10 protein-coding genes and 1 tRNA gene are annotated in these 15,132 nt (G+C 67.9%); 6 read left to right on the top strand and 5 right to left on the bottom strand.

Annotated elements, in window-relative coordinates; all coding sequences use genetic code 11:
* Positions 1-22 precede the first annotated feature (22 nt).
* Both OG595_RS23490 and OG595_RS23485 read left to right on the top strand, forming a co-directional pair.
* Entirely contained in the window at positions 23-1,042 is a 1,020-nt protein-coding gene (locus OG595_RS23490) for a phosphotransferase enzyme family protein (RefSeq protein ID WP_244901723.1), read from the top strand.
* 195 nt (positions 1,043-1,237) lie between these two features.
* Positions 1,238-3,211 carry an ABC transporter ATP-binding protein gene (locus OG595_RS23485; protein ID WP_173531635.1) on the top strand — a complete coding sequence of 658 codons (1,974 nt, stop codon included), beginning with the start codon at positions 1,238-1,240 and terminating at the stop codon, positions 3,209-3,211.
* 104 nt (positions 3,212-3,315) lie between these two features.
* On the opposite strand, the gene OG595_RS23480 is transcribed toward OG595_RS23485, so the two are convergent.
* A tRNA-Met gene (locus OG595_RS23480) sits at positions 3,316-3,389 on the bottom strand.
* 165 nt (positions 3,390-3,554) lie between these two features.
* On the bottom strand, positions 3,555-3,896 hold the full coding sequence (locus OG595_RS23475; protein ID WP_078935616.1) for a hypothetical protein: 342 nt from the start codon (positions 3,894-3,896) through the stop codon (positions 3,555-3,557).
* 91 nt (positions 3,897-3,987) lie between these two features.
* Between OG595_RS23475 and OG595_RS23470 the strand changes: the two genes are divergently transcribed.
* The 3 genes from OG595_RS23470 (at position 3,988) to OG595_RS23460 (ending at position 6,840) form a co-directional block, all read left to right on the top strand.
* Positions 3,988-4,641: a helix-turn-helix domain-containing protein gene (locus OG595_RS23470; RefSeq protein ID WP_046707963.1), complete on the top strand. Its 654-nt coding sequence runs from the start codon at positions 3,988-3,990 to the stop codon at positions 4,639-4,641.
* Positions 4,638-6,251 (top strand): site-specific integrase, encoded by a 1,614-nt coding sequence (locus OG595_RS23465; protein ID WP_055522497.1) that lies wholly within the window; start codon positions 4,638-4,640, stop codon positions 6,249-6,251. Before OG595_RS23470 ends, OG595_RS23465 begins: the two co-directional genes overlap by 4 nt.
* 196 nt (positions 6,252-6,447) lie before the next feature.
* A complete protein-coding gene (locus OG595_RS23460) occupies positions 6,448-6,840 on the top strand; it encodes a hypothetical protein (RefSeq protein WP_159015145.1) in 393 nt (130 codons plus the stop codon).
* A 298-nt stretch (positions 6,841-7,138) separates the two neighbouring features.
* Here OG595_RS23460 and OG595_RS23455 read toward each other — a convergent pair whose 3' ends face one another.
* The 3 genes from OG595_RS23455 to OG595_RS23445 all read right to left on the bottom strand — a co-directional run bounded on the left by OG595_RS23455 (position 7,139) and on the right by OG595_RS23445 (position 13,612).
* Positions 7,139-8,044, bottom strand: coding sequence for a hypothetical protein (locus OG595_RS23455; protein ID WP_329275115.1), 906 nt, complete (start codon positions 8,042-8,044; stop codon positions 7,139-7,141).
* The gene (locus tag OG595_RS23450; RefSeq protein ID WP_244901711.1) at positions 8,041-12,522 is read right to left on the bottom strand and encodes an SNF2-related protein; all 4,482 of its coding nucleotides are present in this window, start codon (positions 12,520-12,522) and stop codon (positions 8,041-8,043) included. Before OG595_RS23450 ends, OG595_RS23455 begins: the two co-directional genes overlap by 4 nt.
* A 388-nt stretch (positions 12,523-12,910) precedes the next feature.
* Positions 12,911-13,612, bottom strand: a complete 702-nt coding sequence (locus OG595_RS23445) for a hypothetical protein (RefSeq protein ID WP_329275111.1) — start codon at positions 13,610-13,612, stop codon at positions 12,911-12,913.
* Between the two features lie 418 nt (positions 13,613-14,030).
* Between OG595_RS23445 and OG595_RS23440 the strand changes: the two genes are divergently transcribed.
* A complete protein-coding gene (locus OG595_RS23440) occupies positions 14,031-15,122 on the top strand; it encodes a hypothetical protein (RefSeq protein WP_329275109.1) in 1,092 nt (363 codons plus the stop codon).
* Positions 15,123-15,132 lie beyond the last annotated feature (10 nt).

Here is a 15,132-nt window from a genome sequence, read left to right as displayed (position 1 = left end):
CGAAGCAGAGCGGGGTGCGGCGTTGACCGCTGACGTGCTGGAGGACCGGTACGGACTCGTCGTCGACCTCGTCGAGCCGGTGCACATGGGCACGGACACGATCAACCGACGAGTCCTGACCGACGACGGGCTGCGGTTGTTCGTCAAGCAGTACCCGGCGATGGCCGACCTGGACGAGGCACGCAACGCGTGGGACATGTCGGAATACTGCCGGGCAGCGGAACTCCCCGTTCCACGCGTGTGGCCCGACGCCGACGACAACCTGGTCACCATCGCGGAAGGCAGCGCATGGGCCGTCGTCGACGAGGCCCCGGGCCAGGTGACGTCGTCGGCCATGACGGTCCCCCTCGCCGAACACATCGGCGTCGTCATGGGGCGCATGCACCGTGCGCTCGCCGCGTACCCGCTGCCCAAGCGCTTACAGCAGACCCGCTGGCGGACAGAGTCCGTCGAGGACGCGGTAGCGAAGTGCGACACCGTGATGACCAGAGCCACACGGCAAGGCCACGACCGTCTCGACCAACTGCGAGTCGACCTCGACCAGCGGCGTACGGGCTTAAGCACCCACGCTGCCGCGCTGCGGGAACAGCTGCCCGAGACGCTCGTGGAACAAGCACTGCACGCGGATCTCACCCGCACCAACCTGATCACCCTCTCCGATGCCGTCACCGGCATCATCGACTTCCGCTGCGCAAGCGCGATGCCGGCCTGGGAACTGGGGCGAGCGGCGTTCGACCCACGCACCGTCGCGACCAGCACCGAGTGGACTGCCTGCGCCCTGGCCATGGTGAGTGCCTACCGCTCGGAGCATCCCAGCCTCCCCATGCAAGAGGTCCAGGCCTGCGCTCGGATCGCCTTGCTGTACATGCTGTTCAGCTTCTACGGCGCCACCACCGCCGAGTACGACCTGCCTCGGGACGCCGAGCTGGATCTGAAGCGGCACTGGAGCGAGCGTCAGACCGCCATCCGGCGCCTGCTCTGTGACCTTGAGGGCCTCGAAGACGAGCTCACCGCCCTCGGGGCGAGCGAGGACACCTCATGACCATCCGGCGGCTAGCAACTGCACGGCATTCCAAGGATGTTGAGGAACGGCCTCAACCGCACACGGCATTCAGGGGGACGCCATGGCGTATCGAAGAGTGATCGGCCTGTACCTGGTTCTCATCCGTAACCAGCCCGTGCTGGGCTTCCGCACGACCTCGGCCGGGCACCGCGTGTCGGTGGAGGGCTGGAGCTGATGACCACCATCCCGAAGCCCGCTGCCACAACCGCAGCGACCGACGAGGCGGAGGCATCGGATGAGGAGCTGAAGTTCGTCATCCCCGGCGACCGCCGCATCGAGGCCGCCAACGCGATCACCACCCGCGCGATGGCCCGGCGCCTGCCCCAGCTGATCCGCCGATCCCTCGCGCTGGGCTGGCAGGTCGACCGCACCGCAGTCATCGCCCTGCTCGGCGTCCAGCTCCTGTCGGGGGTGCTGGAGGCGTTCGGGCTGATGGCCACCACCGGTGTGATCAAGCCGCTGATCGCCTCTCAGCACATCAGCAGCGACCAGCTCCGCTCAGCCGTACCGTCGCTTATCGTCCTGTCGGTCGCCATCGGTCTGCGTGCCCTGCTGGGTATCGTCTCCACCGCGCTGTCGGCCCGGCTGGCGCCGCGTATTGCCCGGGAGGCCGAACTCGAACTCCTCGACGCGGCGACCAAAGCGGAACTGGCCGCATACGACAACCCCGGATACAACGACCGCTGGGACGCGGCCGACCGGGGAGTGGAGGTCTCCAGGGACCTTCTTACCCAAGCTCAGTACATTCTCGCCGCCTCCACCTCTCTGATCGCCTCCGCGTGCGTCCTGACCGCCGTGCACTGGACGCTGCTGCCGCTGCTCCTCCTGGCGGCATTGCCGAAGGGCGTGGCCAGCGTGCGGGCGGCCCGCATCAGCTACATCGCCTCGCTCGCCACCACGAAGGACCGGCGGCTGCTGGGCATGCTCCGCTGGCACCTGGTCGACAAGCAGACCGCCGACCAGGTCCGCTCCGGCACCATGGCGCCGTTCCTGCTCGACAAGTACCGCACGGCCGGGGTGCGGATCGACACGACGACCGACCAGGCCACCTGGCGCTCCGCCAGGATCTCCCTGGTCGGCGGAGCCGCGGGAGGTCTCGCCCACGCCGTGGTCTGGGTGGCCCTGGCGCTGCTGGTGTCCGCCGGGCAGATCTCGGTCGCCGCCCTCGGCACCGCGTTCCTCGCATTGGGCCGCGTCAGCGCGGGACTGGACGGGATCGTCGGCTACGGAGCCCAACTCTTCCGTACCGGCATGTACTTGGACGACTGGGCGGACTTCATCGACGAAGCCGGCGGACACCGCATCGACCGCGGCCCCCAGACGCCGGCCGTGCCCACGCTCGTATGCGCCGAGAACATCACATTCCAGTACCCGAGCGCAGAGCGCCCGGCCCTGGACGACGTCTCCTTGGAGGTTCGGCGCGGCGAAGTCGTCGCGCTGGTGGGCGAGAACGGCTCCGGCAAGACCACCCTCAGCAAGATCCTGTCTGCTCTGTATCTGCCCGACCAAGGAGCCGTCACCTGGGATGGCACCGACACCAGGGATCTGGACGCGCATGCCACCTGGGCGCGTGTTGCCGTCGTACCGCAGTCCTATGCGAACTGGCCCCTGTCGGCGAGGGAGAACATCACGCTCGGCCAGGCCACCGAGGACGGGGACGCCGCAGTGCTCGCCGCAGCGCATGCCGCGGGCGCCGACGAGGTCATCGACGGACTGCGAAACGGCTTGAACACCCTGCTGGCCAAGGAATGGTGGGGTGGTCAGGAACTGTCCGGCGGGCAGTGGCAGAGGATCGCACTAGCCCGAGCCTTCCACCGGCCGGCCGGACTGCTCGTCCTGGACGAACCGACAGCAGCCCTGGACCCAAGGGCCGAGCACCGCATCTTCACCGGGCTGCGCCGGCTTGCTGCGGACCGCGCGGTCGTCCTGGTCACGCACAGGCTCACCAACGTGACCATCGCCGACCGAATCGTCGTTTTGGACAAAGGCCGCGTCGTCCAGCACGGCACCCCCGAGGAGCTGCTGGCCCAGCAAGACGGCTTGTTCCGCGAACTGTGGGATCTGCAGAACGAGCGCACCGGCCGTGTACCCGCCCCGGCTGTAGGGTCCGCGGTCCGATGCGCAATGTCGGCTGAGGATGCGCAGTGAATGCGCAAATCCAGGGTTCGGTGCGCGATGGCTGTAGTCCGTAGCTGTTCGAGCGGGGCCAGACACAGTGAAGGCCCGGTATCCACCGGGCCTTCACGTTTGAGTAGCGGGGACAGGATTTGAACCTGCGACCTCTGGGTTATGAGCCCAGCGAGCTACCGAGCTGCTCCACCCCGCGTCGGTACGGTGAACTCTACGGCACCGACCCGGCTCGGCCGAATCGGATTTCACCCGACGCCGAGAGTCACAACGAAGCCATTCTTCCGAACGGCGTACCCGTCACGTTCTTACTTGCCGGCTTCGCCGGATTCTTCGCTTGAGAATCCCCCCATGGTTGGCATGCTCAAGCAGCGAGCAGTTCAGACAGACACTCGGAGGGGTCGCCTCCGAGCGTGTTGCGTGGGTGGCTGCGGTGTTCGTCAGCTCTGGCTTCAGGCTTCCCGTCCCCCGACTGCTGGCGCTCCAGGCCGAGCAGCTTCAGCAGGTCGGCGGTGACCACCCGGTAGGCATTGCCGAGACGCAGCACCTTGACCGGGTACTCCCCTTGCTTGGCGAGCCCGTACCCGGTGGAGCGGCCGATCATCAGCGCCCGGTTCGCGGTGTCGAGGTCGATGACCGCCGGAAAAGCGAGTAGCTCGTCGCTCGTCAGCCCTCGCGTCTCACGGGACGAAGAAGATGCCGTCACGATGCTCTCCTGAAGGTGATTGGTGTCGTGGTGCCGCCAAAGATGTACCACGTAGTTGCGGCAGCACCTTTTCTCAACCTAAAGTGCCTACATGACACCTGATCAATGGCCGACAGTGTTCACCGCTCGGATCGCCCAGGCGGTGCGGGAGGCGCGCAAGGCCGCTGGCCTCACCATGGGCGAAGTCGCCCATGGCTGCGCTGAACGCGGCTTGACGGAGTTCACCGAGCACTCCATGAAGAACCTGGAGTCCGGGCGCAAGACGAGCATCACGGTCGCCGACTTCGTCGTCTTGGCCGATGTCCTAGGCGTCCCGCCCGTGGCTCTCCTCTTCCCACTCGGTACCTCCGCCACCGTGGAGGTCCTCCCGGGCAAAGAGGTGTCCACCTGGGACGCTCTCGCGTGGTTCACGGGCGAGACTCCCATGGACCAACCGGCGCCCGAGGGCACCGCCCGGGACGTACTCGACGTCTTCCGTAACCACGGCGACCTGGTGGCCGCCGCGTTGATGTCCACCGCGCTGGCCACGGAGAGACGCCGCCAGGCCAGCACCACTTTGGACCGGGCACGCCGGACCGCGCTCCTGGAGCGGGCCAGCAGCTACGAGGAGCACGCCTTCGAGGACTGTGCCGAGCTGCGGGCTTTCCGGGGGCGCATGCGCGATCGGGATCTGGTGCCGCCCTCGCTCCCCTCAGAACTGGCCCATGTCGACCACCCCGAGAACAACCCCGAGGACAGCGAGTGAAGAACGGTACGACCTCCCGTCGGTGCGCCTGCCGGAACCCGACCACAGGCAAGCCGTACGGGACGGCATGCCCCAAGGCATCCAACACTCGGCATGGCCTCTGGTACGCCATCCAGGAACTTGTCCCCCGCCAGGACGGCACCCGCCGCCGGTTCCGTCGGGGCGGATTCGAAACCGCCACCGCCGCGAAGACGGAGCTCTCCAAGGTCGCGGCGCTCATGGCGATACCGGACGAGGACGACCCGGCCGGTCAGCTCGCCATCAGCGATCTCCTCGAAGCCTGCGCGGCGGCGAAGGAGCCACTGCCGGACTACGACGAGACCCTGCGACGCTTCAAGACCGGCCAGGCACTCAACTCGAAGATCACCGTTGGCGAGTGGCTCGACACCTGGCTGGCGGGCCGCAAGCGCCTTCGCGTGACCGGCTACAAGCGTTACGAGTGCGACGTCCGTGTCCACCTCAAGCCGCACCTGGGCAACATCCGGCTGGACAAGCTCAGGGTCCACCACCTGAATACGATGTTCGACTCGATCAACGAGCGCAACATCGAGATCCAGGAGCAGAACGCCCAGAGGAAGGCAGTCCAGGCCGAACTCAAGGCGACCCCGAACAAGGGTGCTGAGAACCGGGCCCGTCGGGGGTGGTTCAGGGCCCAGCTCGACGCGATGCCGCCGTTCCGTCGTATCACCAGCCTCAATACCCAGCCGCACATCAAAGCCACGCTCAGGGCCGCCCTGAACGTGGCCATCGCCCAGCAGGTGATGTCCCCCTTCAATCCGGCCGAGCACGTCGAGCTCCTCCCTGGCACGAAGCCGAAGGCCCTGATCTGGACCGACGAGCGAATTGCTCGCTGGCAGGCGACTGGAGTCAAGCCTTCGCCCGTCATGGTCTGGACCCCGGAGCAGACGGGGAAGTTCCTCGACTTCGTCGCGGGTGACCGGCTCTACCCGCTGTGGCGGCTGATCTCCTTCCGAGGAACCCGGCGCGGCGAGTCGTGCGGTGCCCGGTGGGAGGACCTGTCGGCCGCTGAGCGGTCCCTGGCCATCGCCACGCAGCTCGTCCAGGACGGCTGGGAGATTCACGAGGGCGCCCCGAAGACCGACTCGGGCATCCGTCTCATCGCCCTGGACGACGAGACCTTCGACGTCCTCCAGGCCCACAAACTTCGTCAGGAGCGCGAGCGCGAGCAGTGGGGCGAGGGCTGGAAAGACACCGGACGAATATTCACCCAGGAGGACGGCTCCCTGCTCCACCCGGGCAAGGTGAGCGACCTCTTCGAGCGACTGGTCACCGCCGCCGGCCTGCCTCCGATCCGGCTCCACGACCTTCGCCACGTCGCCGCCACGCTCATGCTCGCGGCCGGGGTGGACATCAAGGTCGTCAGCGAAACGCTCGGCCACTCGGACACCCGCATCACCCGCGACATCTACCAGGCGGTCCTGGACGGCCTCGCACGCGACGCCGCCGAGAAGGTTGTCCAACTCGTCCCGCGCTCACGCCCCCACCTCAGCGCAGTCCCGGACAAGCAGACCCCCGAGCCCTCCCGCACCCTGCCGAGGATGCAGCCCCCCAAGCGCCCTTCAGACAAGGAAGAGAAGGACACCGCCTGAGAACACCGTGACTAGGGGCTTCGGTCAACAGCCGTCTGACCGGAGCCCTCTGTGGATCACCGGCCGGGGTGGGTGACCGAGGTGTGCCCGGCGCCGATTCCTGGAGCAGCGTTAGCCGGGCCGCTCAGTCGGTCAGCACGGCGAAGGGGTGCGGGTGACGGAGTATCCGGCCTCGAACCCGGTCATCATGGACGCTATGACCGGCACAGAAGAATCGGGCTTTGACGTTGTGGTGACGTTCTCCGCCGCAGAGCGGGAGGCCATCGCCGAGCACGCGGCCGAGCTCCAGGTTCCCCTCAATGCCTATATCCACAAGGCCGCTACTCGGCGGGCCCGAGACGGCGATCTCAAGCGCCGGCTCCGCCGGGAACTCGCCAACAACAGCCGCCCCGAAGAGGCGGCTTCCGGCCGGCTCAGTGACATCTTGGAACCATTCGTCGACCTGCCTGCCCTCACCGATGAGGAGAAGGAAGCCCGGGCACGGGAAGCCGCACGCGAGTGCGGGATTGAATATACGCCCCAGGTCCGGGCCCTGGGGCAAGCACTCTGGGCGAGAACTTACGACTGCCACGGCGCATCCGATGACTGAGCTTTCGATCAACTAGGTCTGCCCTGAACTCGGTGGCCTATTGATGTTCAACGACGACTGACGTCGGCACGTGGGGCGGGCGCACCCCACGCTCTCGCTGGCATCGCGGGCTTCGCAGTGCGTCCCAGCCCGCCGGGTGATCATCCGGCGGGCTGGTCCAGGTACCCGCGGGGTCAGCAGGACCAGAAGGTCATGTTCACCACGATCGCCGGGGCGAACGTACCGTCGGGCAACTGCAGCGCCGAGACACATGAGCCCTACTGGGGCGCGTGACGCCAGTCGTACAACATGTTCCTGTTCAGTGACGTCGCAGGGCCGGTGTGTACGCCGAGATCTGTTCTCGTAGATCGGCGATGTCGATGGCCAGGCGCTCGGCCGTCTCGGGAAGCCGGACTCCGGGAACTGCGGCGGCCAGGCGGAGTGCGTCTTCGTGCAGTGCGCACTCCAGTTGGGTGGCGTCGCGTAGGTGAGCCCGTGCCTGTGCCGCGGCGTCATGGATGAGTGCGTGGATCTGTTCCGGCTCAGGTGCGGGTGTGGGAGGAGTCGGCGCCGGGAGTGCTGATACCGGTTCGTCGGTCAGCTCGTGTGTGTAGGCGGGTAGCAGGGGTGGTTCGGAGCACTCGCGGTACCAGGCCCATGCGTGGTGGGCGGGGATGTGGACCTTTCCGCCGGGCGTCGTGCGGGTGGTGGTGACTGGCTGGTCCGTGCTGGCGGCGGGGCGGTGTTGCGGGGGGCGTTCGGGGAGTCCGCGCAGCGCGGCGAAGTCGGCGGGGCGGGTGGTCAGGCGTGCGGTGATGGCGTGGGTGAGGGCGGCGATGTGGCGGCACGGTGAGATGCCGCAGTCGCAGCTGAAGGTGATCTCGTCAGACGTGGGCTGGATGGGCACGCCGCCGGTATGAGCCGGGTTGGTGAGGCATTCGGGGAGTTTGCCGGTGCGGACGGCTTGGTGGTGCCCGCAGGTGGGGGAGGCGGATTGCCAGGCCGTGGTCTGGTCGTCGGTGAGGACCGGCATGGTGATCGTCGGGTGTGCTGGTGTGGTGTGGTGCCGGTCGCTGGCGGTGGCGCTGACTCGGCCGGGTTCGAGGGCGAGGTGGGTGAGGCCGCCCGCGGACAGGTCGTTGTGGCCGGCGAGCCAGAGGGCGTCGTCGTTGATGGCGGCCCGCAGGATGGTCTCCCAGGTGTGGGCCCATGCGTTCGGGGTCATCGCTGTGCTCCCAGGGCGATCAGGTCGATGATCTGGTCGTCGGTCAGTTCGGTGAGGGCGGAGTAGCTGTCGGCGAGCACGGCGTCGGCGAGGGCCCGTTTGTGGTTGAGGAGTTCATCGACGCGATCCTCCAGAGTGTTCTCCGTGATGAGCGGGTGCACCGTGACGGTGCGCTGCTGCCCCAGGCGATGGGCGCGGTCGATGGCCTGGTTCTCCTTGGCCGGATTCCAGGGGCGGTCGAAGAGCACGACGTGGCTGGCTTGAGTGAGGGTGAGGCCGGTGCCTCCGGCCTTGACCGTCATCACCATGAGCTGGCCGGAGCGGGCCTGGAAGGTGTCGATGATGCGCTGGCGTTCGCGGACGGAAGGGATGTCGCCGCTGTAGTAGAGCGGGTCGTGGCCGTGGCCGCGCAGGTGCCGTACGAGGAGCTTGGCCATGAACCGGTACCGGGTGAAGATCAGCGTGGATTCGTCGGGGGCAGTCAGGGCGGGCAGCAGGTCGTCGAGCGCGCCGAGCTTGCCGGACCGGGATGCCGCCTGCTCAGGGTCGTAGTCGTCGTCCAGGGGGTCTTTGAGGTACTGGGCGGGTGAGTTGCAGATCTGCTGCAGTTTGTTGAACAGCTCCAGCAGCAGGCCTCTGCGGTGCACTCCTTGGGCGTCGCGGATTGCCTGGAGAGTGTCGTCGGCTGTCTGTTGGTAGAGCTGGATCTGTTCGTGACTGAGGTTGACGATGCGTGGCCGGATGTCCTTGGGCGGCAGTTCGGTCAGGATGCCTGGGTCGCTCTTGCGGCGGCGGAGCATGAACGCGCTCATGAGGCCGGACAGCCGTGTGGTTCGCTCGGTGTCGGCGATGTTGTCCTCGATGGGGCGGGCGAACTGGTCGCGGAAGACGCGTTGTGTTCCCAACAGGCCGGGGTTGAGCCAGTCCATGAGGGCCCATGCCTCGGTGAGGTTGTTCTCCACCGGGGTGCCGGTCAGTGCCACCCGGACTGCGGTCTGGATACGGCGCAGGGCGTGAGCGGTGGCAGTGCGGTGGTTCTTGACCATCTGGGCTTCGTCGGCGACGACCAGGTCGAAGTGCAGCAGGGCCAGCAGGTCGACGTCGCGGCGGAGCGTCTCGTAGCTCGTGATGATGATCGTGCGGGAGGTGGCGTCTTCGAGGGTGCGGTCGGCTCCCAGGTAGCGCAGGGTCGGCACGGTCGGGGCGAACCGGTGGACTTCCCGCTCCCAGTTGATGACGACGGAGGCCGGGCAGACGATCAGGGTCGGTCCGGTGGCGCCGGACGTGGATTCCCGGCGGTGCAGGTGTAGCGCCAGTGCGGTCAGGGTCTTGCCCAGGCCCATGTCGTCGGCGAGCAGCGCGCCGAAGCCCGCGCTGGTGGTGTTCGCCAGCCAGGCCAGACCCAGATGCTGGTAGTCCCGCATCGTTGCCTGCAAGGTTTGTGGCGCGGGGACGGGTGTTGTGCGGGAGCCAGTGCGCAGGAAGTCCACGAGGTCGGCGAGCGCGGCCGTCGGCTCGCAGGGCATGACGTGCCCGTCGACATCGATAGTCCCGGTCAAGGACGCGCGGAGGGCTTGTTGCGAGGAGATCGGGCCGATGCGGCGGTCGGCGGCACGGCGGGCGGTGTCTTCGTCGACCATCACCCACTGGCCCCGTACCTTGGCCAGCGGCCGTGGCGCCTGGGCGATGTCGTCCATCTCCTGGTCCGAGAGGTCGGCGTCACCGAGCGACATCTGCCACCGGCCGTCCAGCACGTCGTCGAGAGAGAACCGCGGCCGGGGCACGGCTGCGGACGCGTCGGGCTGTCCCCCGACCACTGCGCGGGTGCGCAGCAGGTCGGTCCACTGCTGTTGCCAGTGCACGCTCAGGCCGGCCCGCTCCAGTTGACCCCGTGTGGCGCCCAGCAGCAGGACGGCCTCACCGGCGAGCAGCGTGAACCGGTCGGGCACCGGGCCCTCAAGGAGCCGTCTGGCCGGCTCCCACACCTCGGCGATGCGCCGCAGCCGTCGGCGGATGTGCCCCACCACTGTCTCGTCGCCGGCCACCTGCTCAACCCGGCGGAACAGCTGCTGCTTACGGCTGTCCGCAGTGGGCTGGGCGACCAGCAGTTCGGCCCACAGCAGTTCCGTGTCGTTGGGGCTGCCCTTCTTCGGGGCCTGTACGGACAGTTTCAAGTCCACAGCCGGCACCTCGGCACGATCGTCCTCGGCACGATCGGCCCACTGGTGCAGTGCGGCACTGCGCTGCTGCTGCGGGATGGGGGCGATGAACGGGGTGTGTCCCAGCACCGCTGCGGTGCCGGGGCCGCGCAGCATCGCCTCGGCGACCGCGTCGAGCCCGGCGCGGATCGCGACGCGCGGCGCCCACAGGAGATAGGGCCGGGTGTCGTTGGCTGCCCCGCAGTGCGCGGGAGGCACAAGGGCCTGCCGGAGCTGCCGTGCGCGCTGGCGCTCGTGTTCGTTGAGCGGGCCCAGACGCCACACGTCGGTGCCGTGGCTGTCCAGTGTCGGGTACACCCGGCCGTCGGCGACCACGGCCATCCCCAGCTGGATCACCTGGCGCCACATCTGGGCGGACGGGGCGATCTTGTCGCCGTCGGCTGTCCGGGCCATGGCGTTGGCCAGCAGTCGCACGGGTACCTGCCAGCATTTCACCATACGGGGGCCGACCGCGAGGCCCTGGCCGGGCAGGACGAGGTCTGCCGTGCAGCATCTGATCGGGCGGCGGCAGATAGCCTCCAACGGGAGCCCGTCGGCCCGGTAGAGCAGGAAGCGGCCGGCGCCGTCCTGCAGATCGATGGTGATCTCCATGTCCTGCCGCAGCAGTTCAACGAGTGTGTCCTCGGCGGCTGCCGCCTCGTCGCGGTCCGCGAGGAGACCGGCCGGATTGCGATGGGCGCCTACGGCTCCTGAGCTGGAGGCCGCCACCGCCGGATCAGGAGCGGTGGGAGCGTTCCGATCGTGGCCCTGCCCCTCCGCCGGAGTTGCCAGCAATTCGATCATGGCCTCGGCGGCTCGGCGTTGCGCGTCGCGCTTGTTTGGCCCCTGCCCCAGGGTCTCCAGCCACTCCGCGTGCACCTGACAGGTGATCCGTGCGACGAATCCTGCGGAGTCCTGGTCGGGGTCCTCGATCCCCAACTTGCTGATCTTGCCGGTCTGTTTGAGCTCGTTCAGGAGCATCAGCGGATTCTTGCCGCCGAGCGCCGGCACCGGAACGCGGCCAAGGCGCAGACCTCGGCCTGCCTTCATGGCGCGCTGAACGGTACCCAGCAGTTGACGCGCTGCCGATGCCCGCGTGCTGGAGCGGCCAAGTCCCCGCTCCGTCACGGTGAGCAGCTCACCGCGGTACACGCAGGCGGCGACGCACACGAACAACGGTTCCAGTCCCGTGATGCCGGGCGCGCTTTTGAAGACGAGTTCGGTGATTGTGCCGGATTCGGCGAGTACCTTCAGCGGCTCCAGCGGATCCTCCTCCTGCGCGGGGCCATTGCCTGCCGCAGGGTGGGGCTCTGCGGCCTGGATCGGCAGCGGCGCTTGCAAGGGCAGGCCGGCCAGTTGGGCCAGCAGCCGGTGTGCGGCAGTTCCGCGCGCCTGCCGCTTGTTGTTGCGCCATGGACCGAGTTCGCTGATCTGCTCTCCGTCGATCATGCAGGTAGCGCGCGATCGGAAGAGCGGCGGACCGGGATCGCTCTTGCGTACTTCTTCTGTATAGGAAGGCGTCGGCCCGTAACGCAGTGACTGATGCAGGGTCAGCACGGCGACAGCGACGCCGGGATCACACGCCGCAGCCAGGGCCGCCTCGCGAGCAGGCAGCCACGCTGAAGCTCGGGCGGTGAACAGAACAGCGTGCAGGTCGCGCGGGATCAACTCTCCTGCGTTGATCCGCAACACGATCTCGGCCACTTCTGCCGGCGCGATCTGGGGGCGTTCCAGAGCCTGTTGGAGGCGGGTCGGGAAGGACCCGTCCCGGGCCTGGGCCGGCGGCGAAGCCGACGAGAAGCGGCCGGCCGGCACCCATCCGGCGAGGGTGCTGTCCTGCTCGACCTGCTCGGCTCCACACAGGTGACCGAGCAGACTCACCGCCGCGCACTGATGGGCGGCCTTGCGGCTGGGGCGGGTCACCACGGCACCGTGGGTGCTCGAGCCGGGCTGCCGCCACCCGGCCTGAGCGCTGAACAGCTTCGGGTTCGCGCTGGGCACCTCGCGGATCACGAAGGCCGACGCAGCTCCGATGTCCTGGCAGTGCGTATGGAGCACGGAGGTGGCCAGCTCCGGACGCGCCGACACAATCGCCCACGCCCCGGAGACAGCCGCCTCGGCGGAAGGGAGCGACGAGGCCCGCATCAACAGCAGACGCAGATCCTTGACACCGAGACGTCCAGACCCTCCACGTGCGGAGGCCTCCGCAGCGACCTCGGGAGGCAAGTAGCGGTTCGCCCACGCCGCCTCCAACAGCCGGGAGAAAACATGCGGATCCACCGACTCAAGAGCAACACGGGAACCGGACGCGGGGTGTGGCACACGGACAGTCGAATTGGGCGATACAGGGGCCATCTCTACCTTCAAGGAGAAACAGAAGAAATGAGGTGGCATGTAGCAAACCAGCACTCCTGTGCGCAGCGGCTGACGAACAAGTCCTGCGACCGTCTGGGACGGGACGCCAGTGACCAGCACGCACTTGCGCACGGCGGTCACCCAGGAGAACCAGGACGAAGCCCCCAAGATCTACTCGATCGAGGGACAGAGGACCGGGACCGGGCGGTTCACCTGTCAGGAGGACGGCGGATGGCGCGTCCTTACGCATGCGCCTGCCCTGGCCCGGGCAGGCGTCAGCGCGTGCGGGAGTAAATGGGCGCCGCAGGTCCGTTCACCGGCTCAGCCACTCGATCGTGTCGGACAGGTCCTGGCGCTCCTCCGAGCCCTGGACGGAGTTGACTCGCTTTTTGTGGAACGCGACAACTCGGCCGTTCCCATTGGTGCAGCTCTCGCCCGAGACGGCATTGCAGAAACCGCAGCCCAGCGTCAACGGCAGCCGTTCGAGTCGGTCCCTGACATCCGTGAGTCTCCTGTACCGGTGGTCGTGGCATGCGAAGACCCCCTGGGGAGTCGTACAGGTGCCGCCGTCACCCAGGGGATAGCCGCACAGTTCACGATCGCGCGGATCGTGATGTGCACACCGGTCGCTTTCCGTACGCCGGTTGAACGGGCAGCGCAGTCCGCCGGAGTAGCGCACCCAGCGGGAGTCCTGGAGTTCCTCATCCAGGGTCACGGTGCACCGGTCCGGGAAGGGATCCGGGACGTCGGCGGGCAGCGGCCACTGGTGCTCGACGCAGCGCTCGTTCGGCGCACCGACAAACGCGGCACAATGGCCCCAGGCCGGGTAGTTGGAGTGCGGTTCCGTGCGCGACGATGCCCAGAAGCACACCGGCCGGAGAATGGCAGCGAACTTGTCCCGCAGCTGACGGGCCTCAGGAGCTGGCGCGTATTGCAGGAGCCGGAAGGCTTCCTCCATCTCTTGGGCGGAGATCTCGACGCGCCGAGCGGCTCCATTACGTCTGCGTGCGATCACGCGTGCCGGCTTGGGCGGAGTGGGGGTGGTCCTCGACATGGAGGCGATTTGTACCGCAGCGCGGCGGTGTCGGCGCGATGTACACGCCGACACCGCCCACGCTACAAAGAATCAGCGCCTGAGCGCTGCACGCGCATCGTAGCCAAAATTCGCTTGAACGCAGCGCAAGGCGGGCGCACCAAATCGGCGGATGGGCTGCCGTCGCCTGTCCGGCTCTGCTCGGAGGTCTCCGAACCGGTCCGGGGCGCCAGGGGCGACGGTCCGCCAGATGGCGCATGGATCGTGACCCTGGCCTGCTGCATGCGTTGGACTCGTCGTGTCGAAGATCGAATCCAGCAACGTCAGCACTGCCCCGGCCGGAAAGCCCCAGACGCTGCCTTTCCTCCTGACGAGTCAGCAAGGTGAAGCTGCGCGGACGTTGCTGAGCTACGTAGTCTCGCTCGGCCTTCCTGACCCCGACGCCCAGCTCGTCGCTGTGGTGGTGGCCATCCGGGCCGCACGTGGCGGTGTCGGCAACCTCACCGGGACGGACCTGTCCGCCCTGCGGCTCAGCGATGCGCGCGGGGCCGTCGATGCCCTCCGCGCCCTGGGCTGGCAGGTGGACGACGCCCTCTTCGACGGCGATGATCCGGCAACGCCGGTACCCGTCACGGTCCCTGACCTGGCACGGGAAGCTGACCGCCCCCTTCCGTTCGGGAAGAACGTGCGCTCACGGGTGTCTGGATGGACCACGAGGGCCTTGTCCGCCAAGCCGGTCAAGAAGCTCCCGCCCGCCGCGCGGCTGGCCGGCTTGTTCCTCGCCGCGCACAGCACGTCCGAGCTCCATGGACAGATCCCGCCCGACCTTCCCGAAGCCTGCCGTGCCGCCCTGCCTGATCTCCTGCGGAAGGGATTCCTCGCGGAGCTGTCCGAGGGCCGTTGCCGGCTCGACCCTGCAGTACGCCACTTGTCGGGCCTGCGCCGTCCCACCGAAGAGGAGCGGGCGGCGGAACCCGCGAAGGCCGAAGGCAAGACTGTGCCCCCTCGAATGCCGGATTTCCAGTTCGACGCTGCCGCCTGGTCAGCGTGGAAGACAGTGGCAACCCCTGCACTGCGACGGCACGTCGAGACGGTCGAGTACTGCGCCATGTGCGCTCTCGAACCGGGGCGGGTCGCGGAGGCATTCATGGGGCGCGTTCGCCCTCAGTTCTTCCCCAAGTGGATCAAGGACGCCTACGGCGACTGGAAGGACTCCCACCCCGACCGCGGCCCGCAGGCGGCCGAGTTCACCGTGGCCTTCCGGGCCGAGCACGGCCACGGCCCGTCCTACAACCAGCTGTGCTCGGGCATGGGCTGGGGCGTGAACCGATCAGTGCGGGGCTTCATCGTGCAACGGCTGCTGGCGAACGAATGGTTGATGGACACGAGCCCCGTGCCGTGGACACTGCGCCCGGGCAGGGCCGCTCAGGACCAGGGCATCGCGCTGCCTAAGGCGCGAAGCTCGACCGTCGCCGCGCACGTCGGGCCGTAGCCCGGCAGCC

The organism is Streptomyces sp. NBC_01451, from assembly GCF_036227485.1.
Classification (GTDB): domain Bacteria; phylum Actinomycetota; class Actinomycetes; order Streptomycetales; family Streptomycetaceae; genus Streptomyces.
This window is presented reverse-complemented; position numbering and strand designations above follow the sequence as displayed.

What these genes read in the sequence shown, in the direction of transcription:
- OG595_RS23455 (WP_329275115.1), bottom strand. Translation starts at nt 8,044, where the DNA reads ATGACCCCGAACGCATGGGCCCACACCTGGGAGACCATCCTGCGGGCC.
- OG595_RS23460 (WP_159015145.1), top strand. Translation starts at nt 6,448, where the DNA reads ATGACCGGCACAGAAGAATCGGGCTTTGACGTTGTGGTGACGTTCTCC.
- OG595_RS23485 (WP_173531635.1), top strand. Translation starts at nt 1,238, where the DNA reads ATGACCACCATCCCGAAGCCCGCTGCCACAACCGCAGCGACCGACGAG.
- OG595_RS23470 (WP_046707963.1), top strand. Translation starts at nt 3,988, where the DNA reads ATGACACCTGATCAATGGCCGACAGTGTTCACCGCTCGGATCGCCCAG.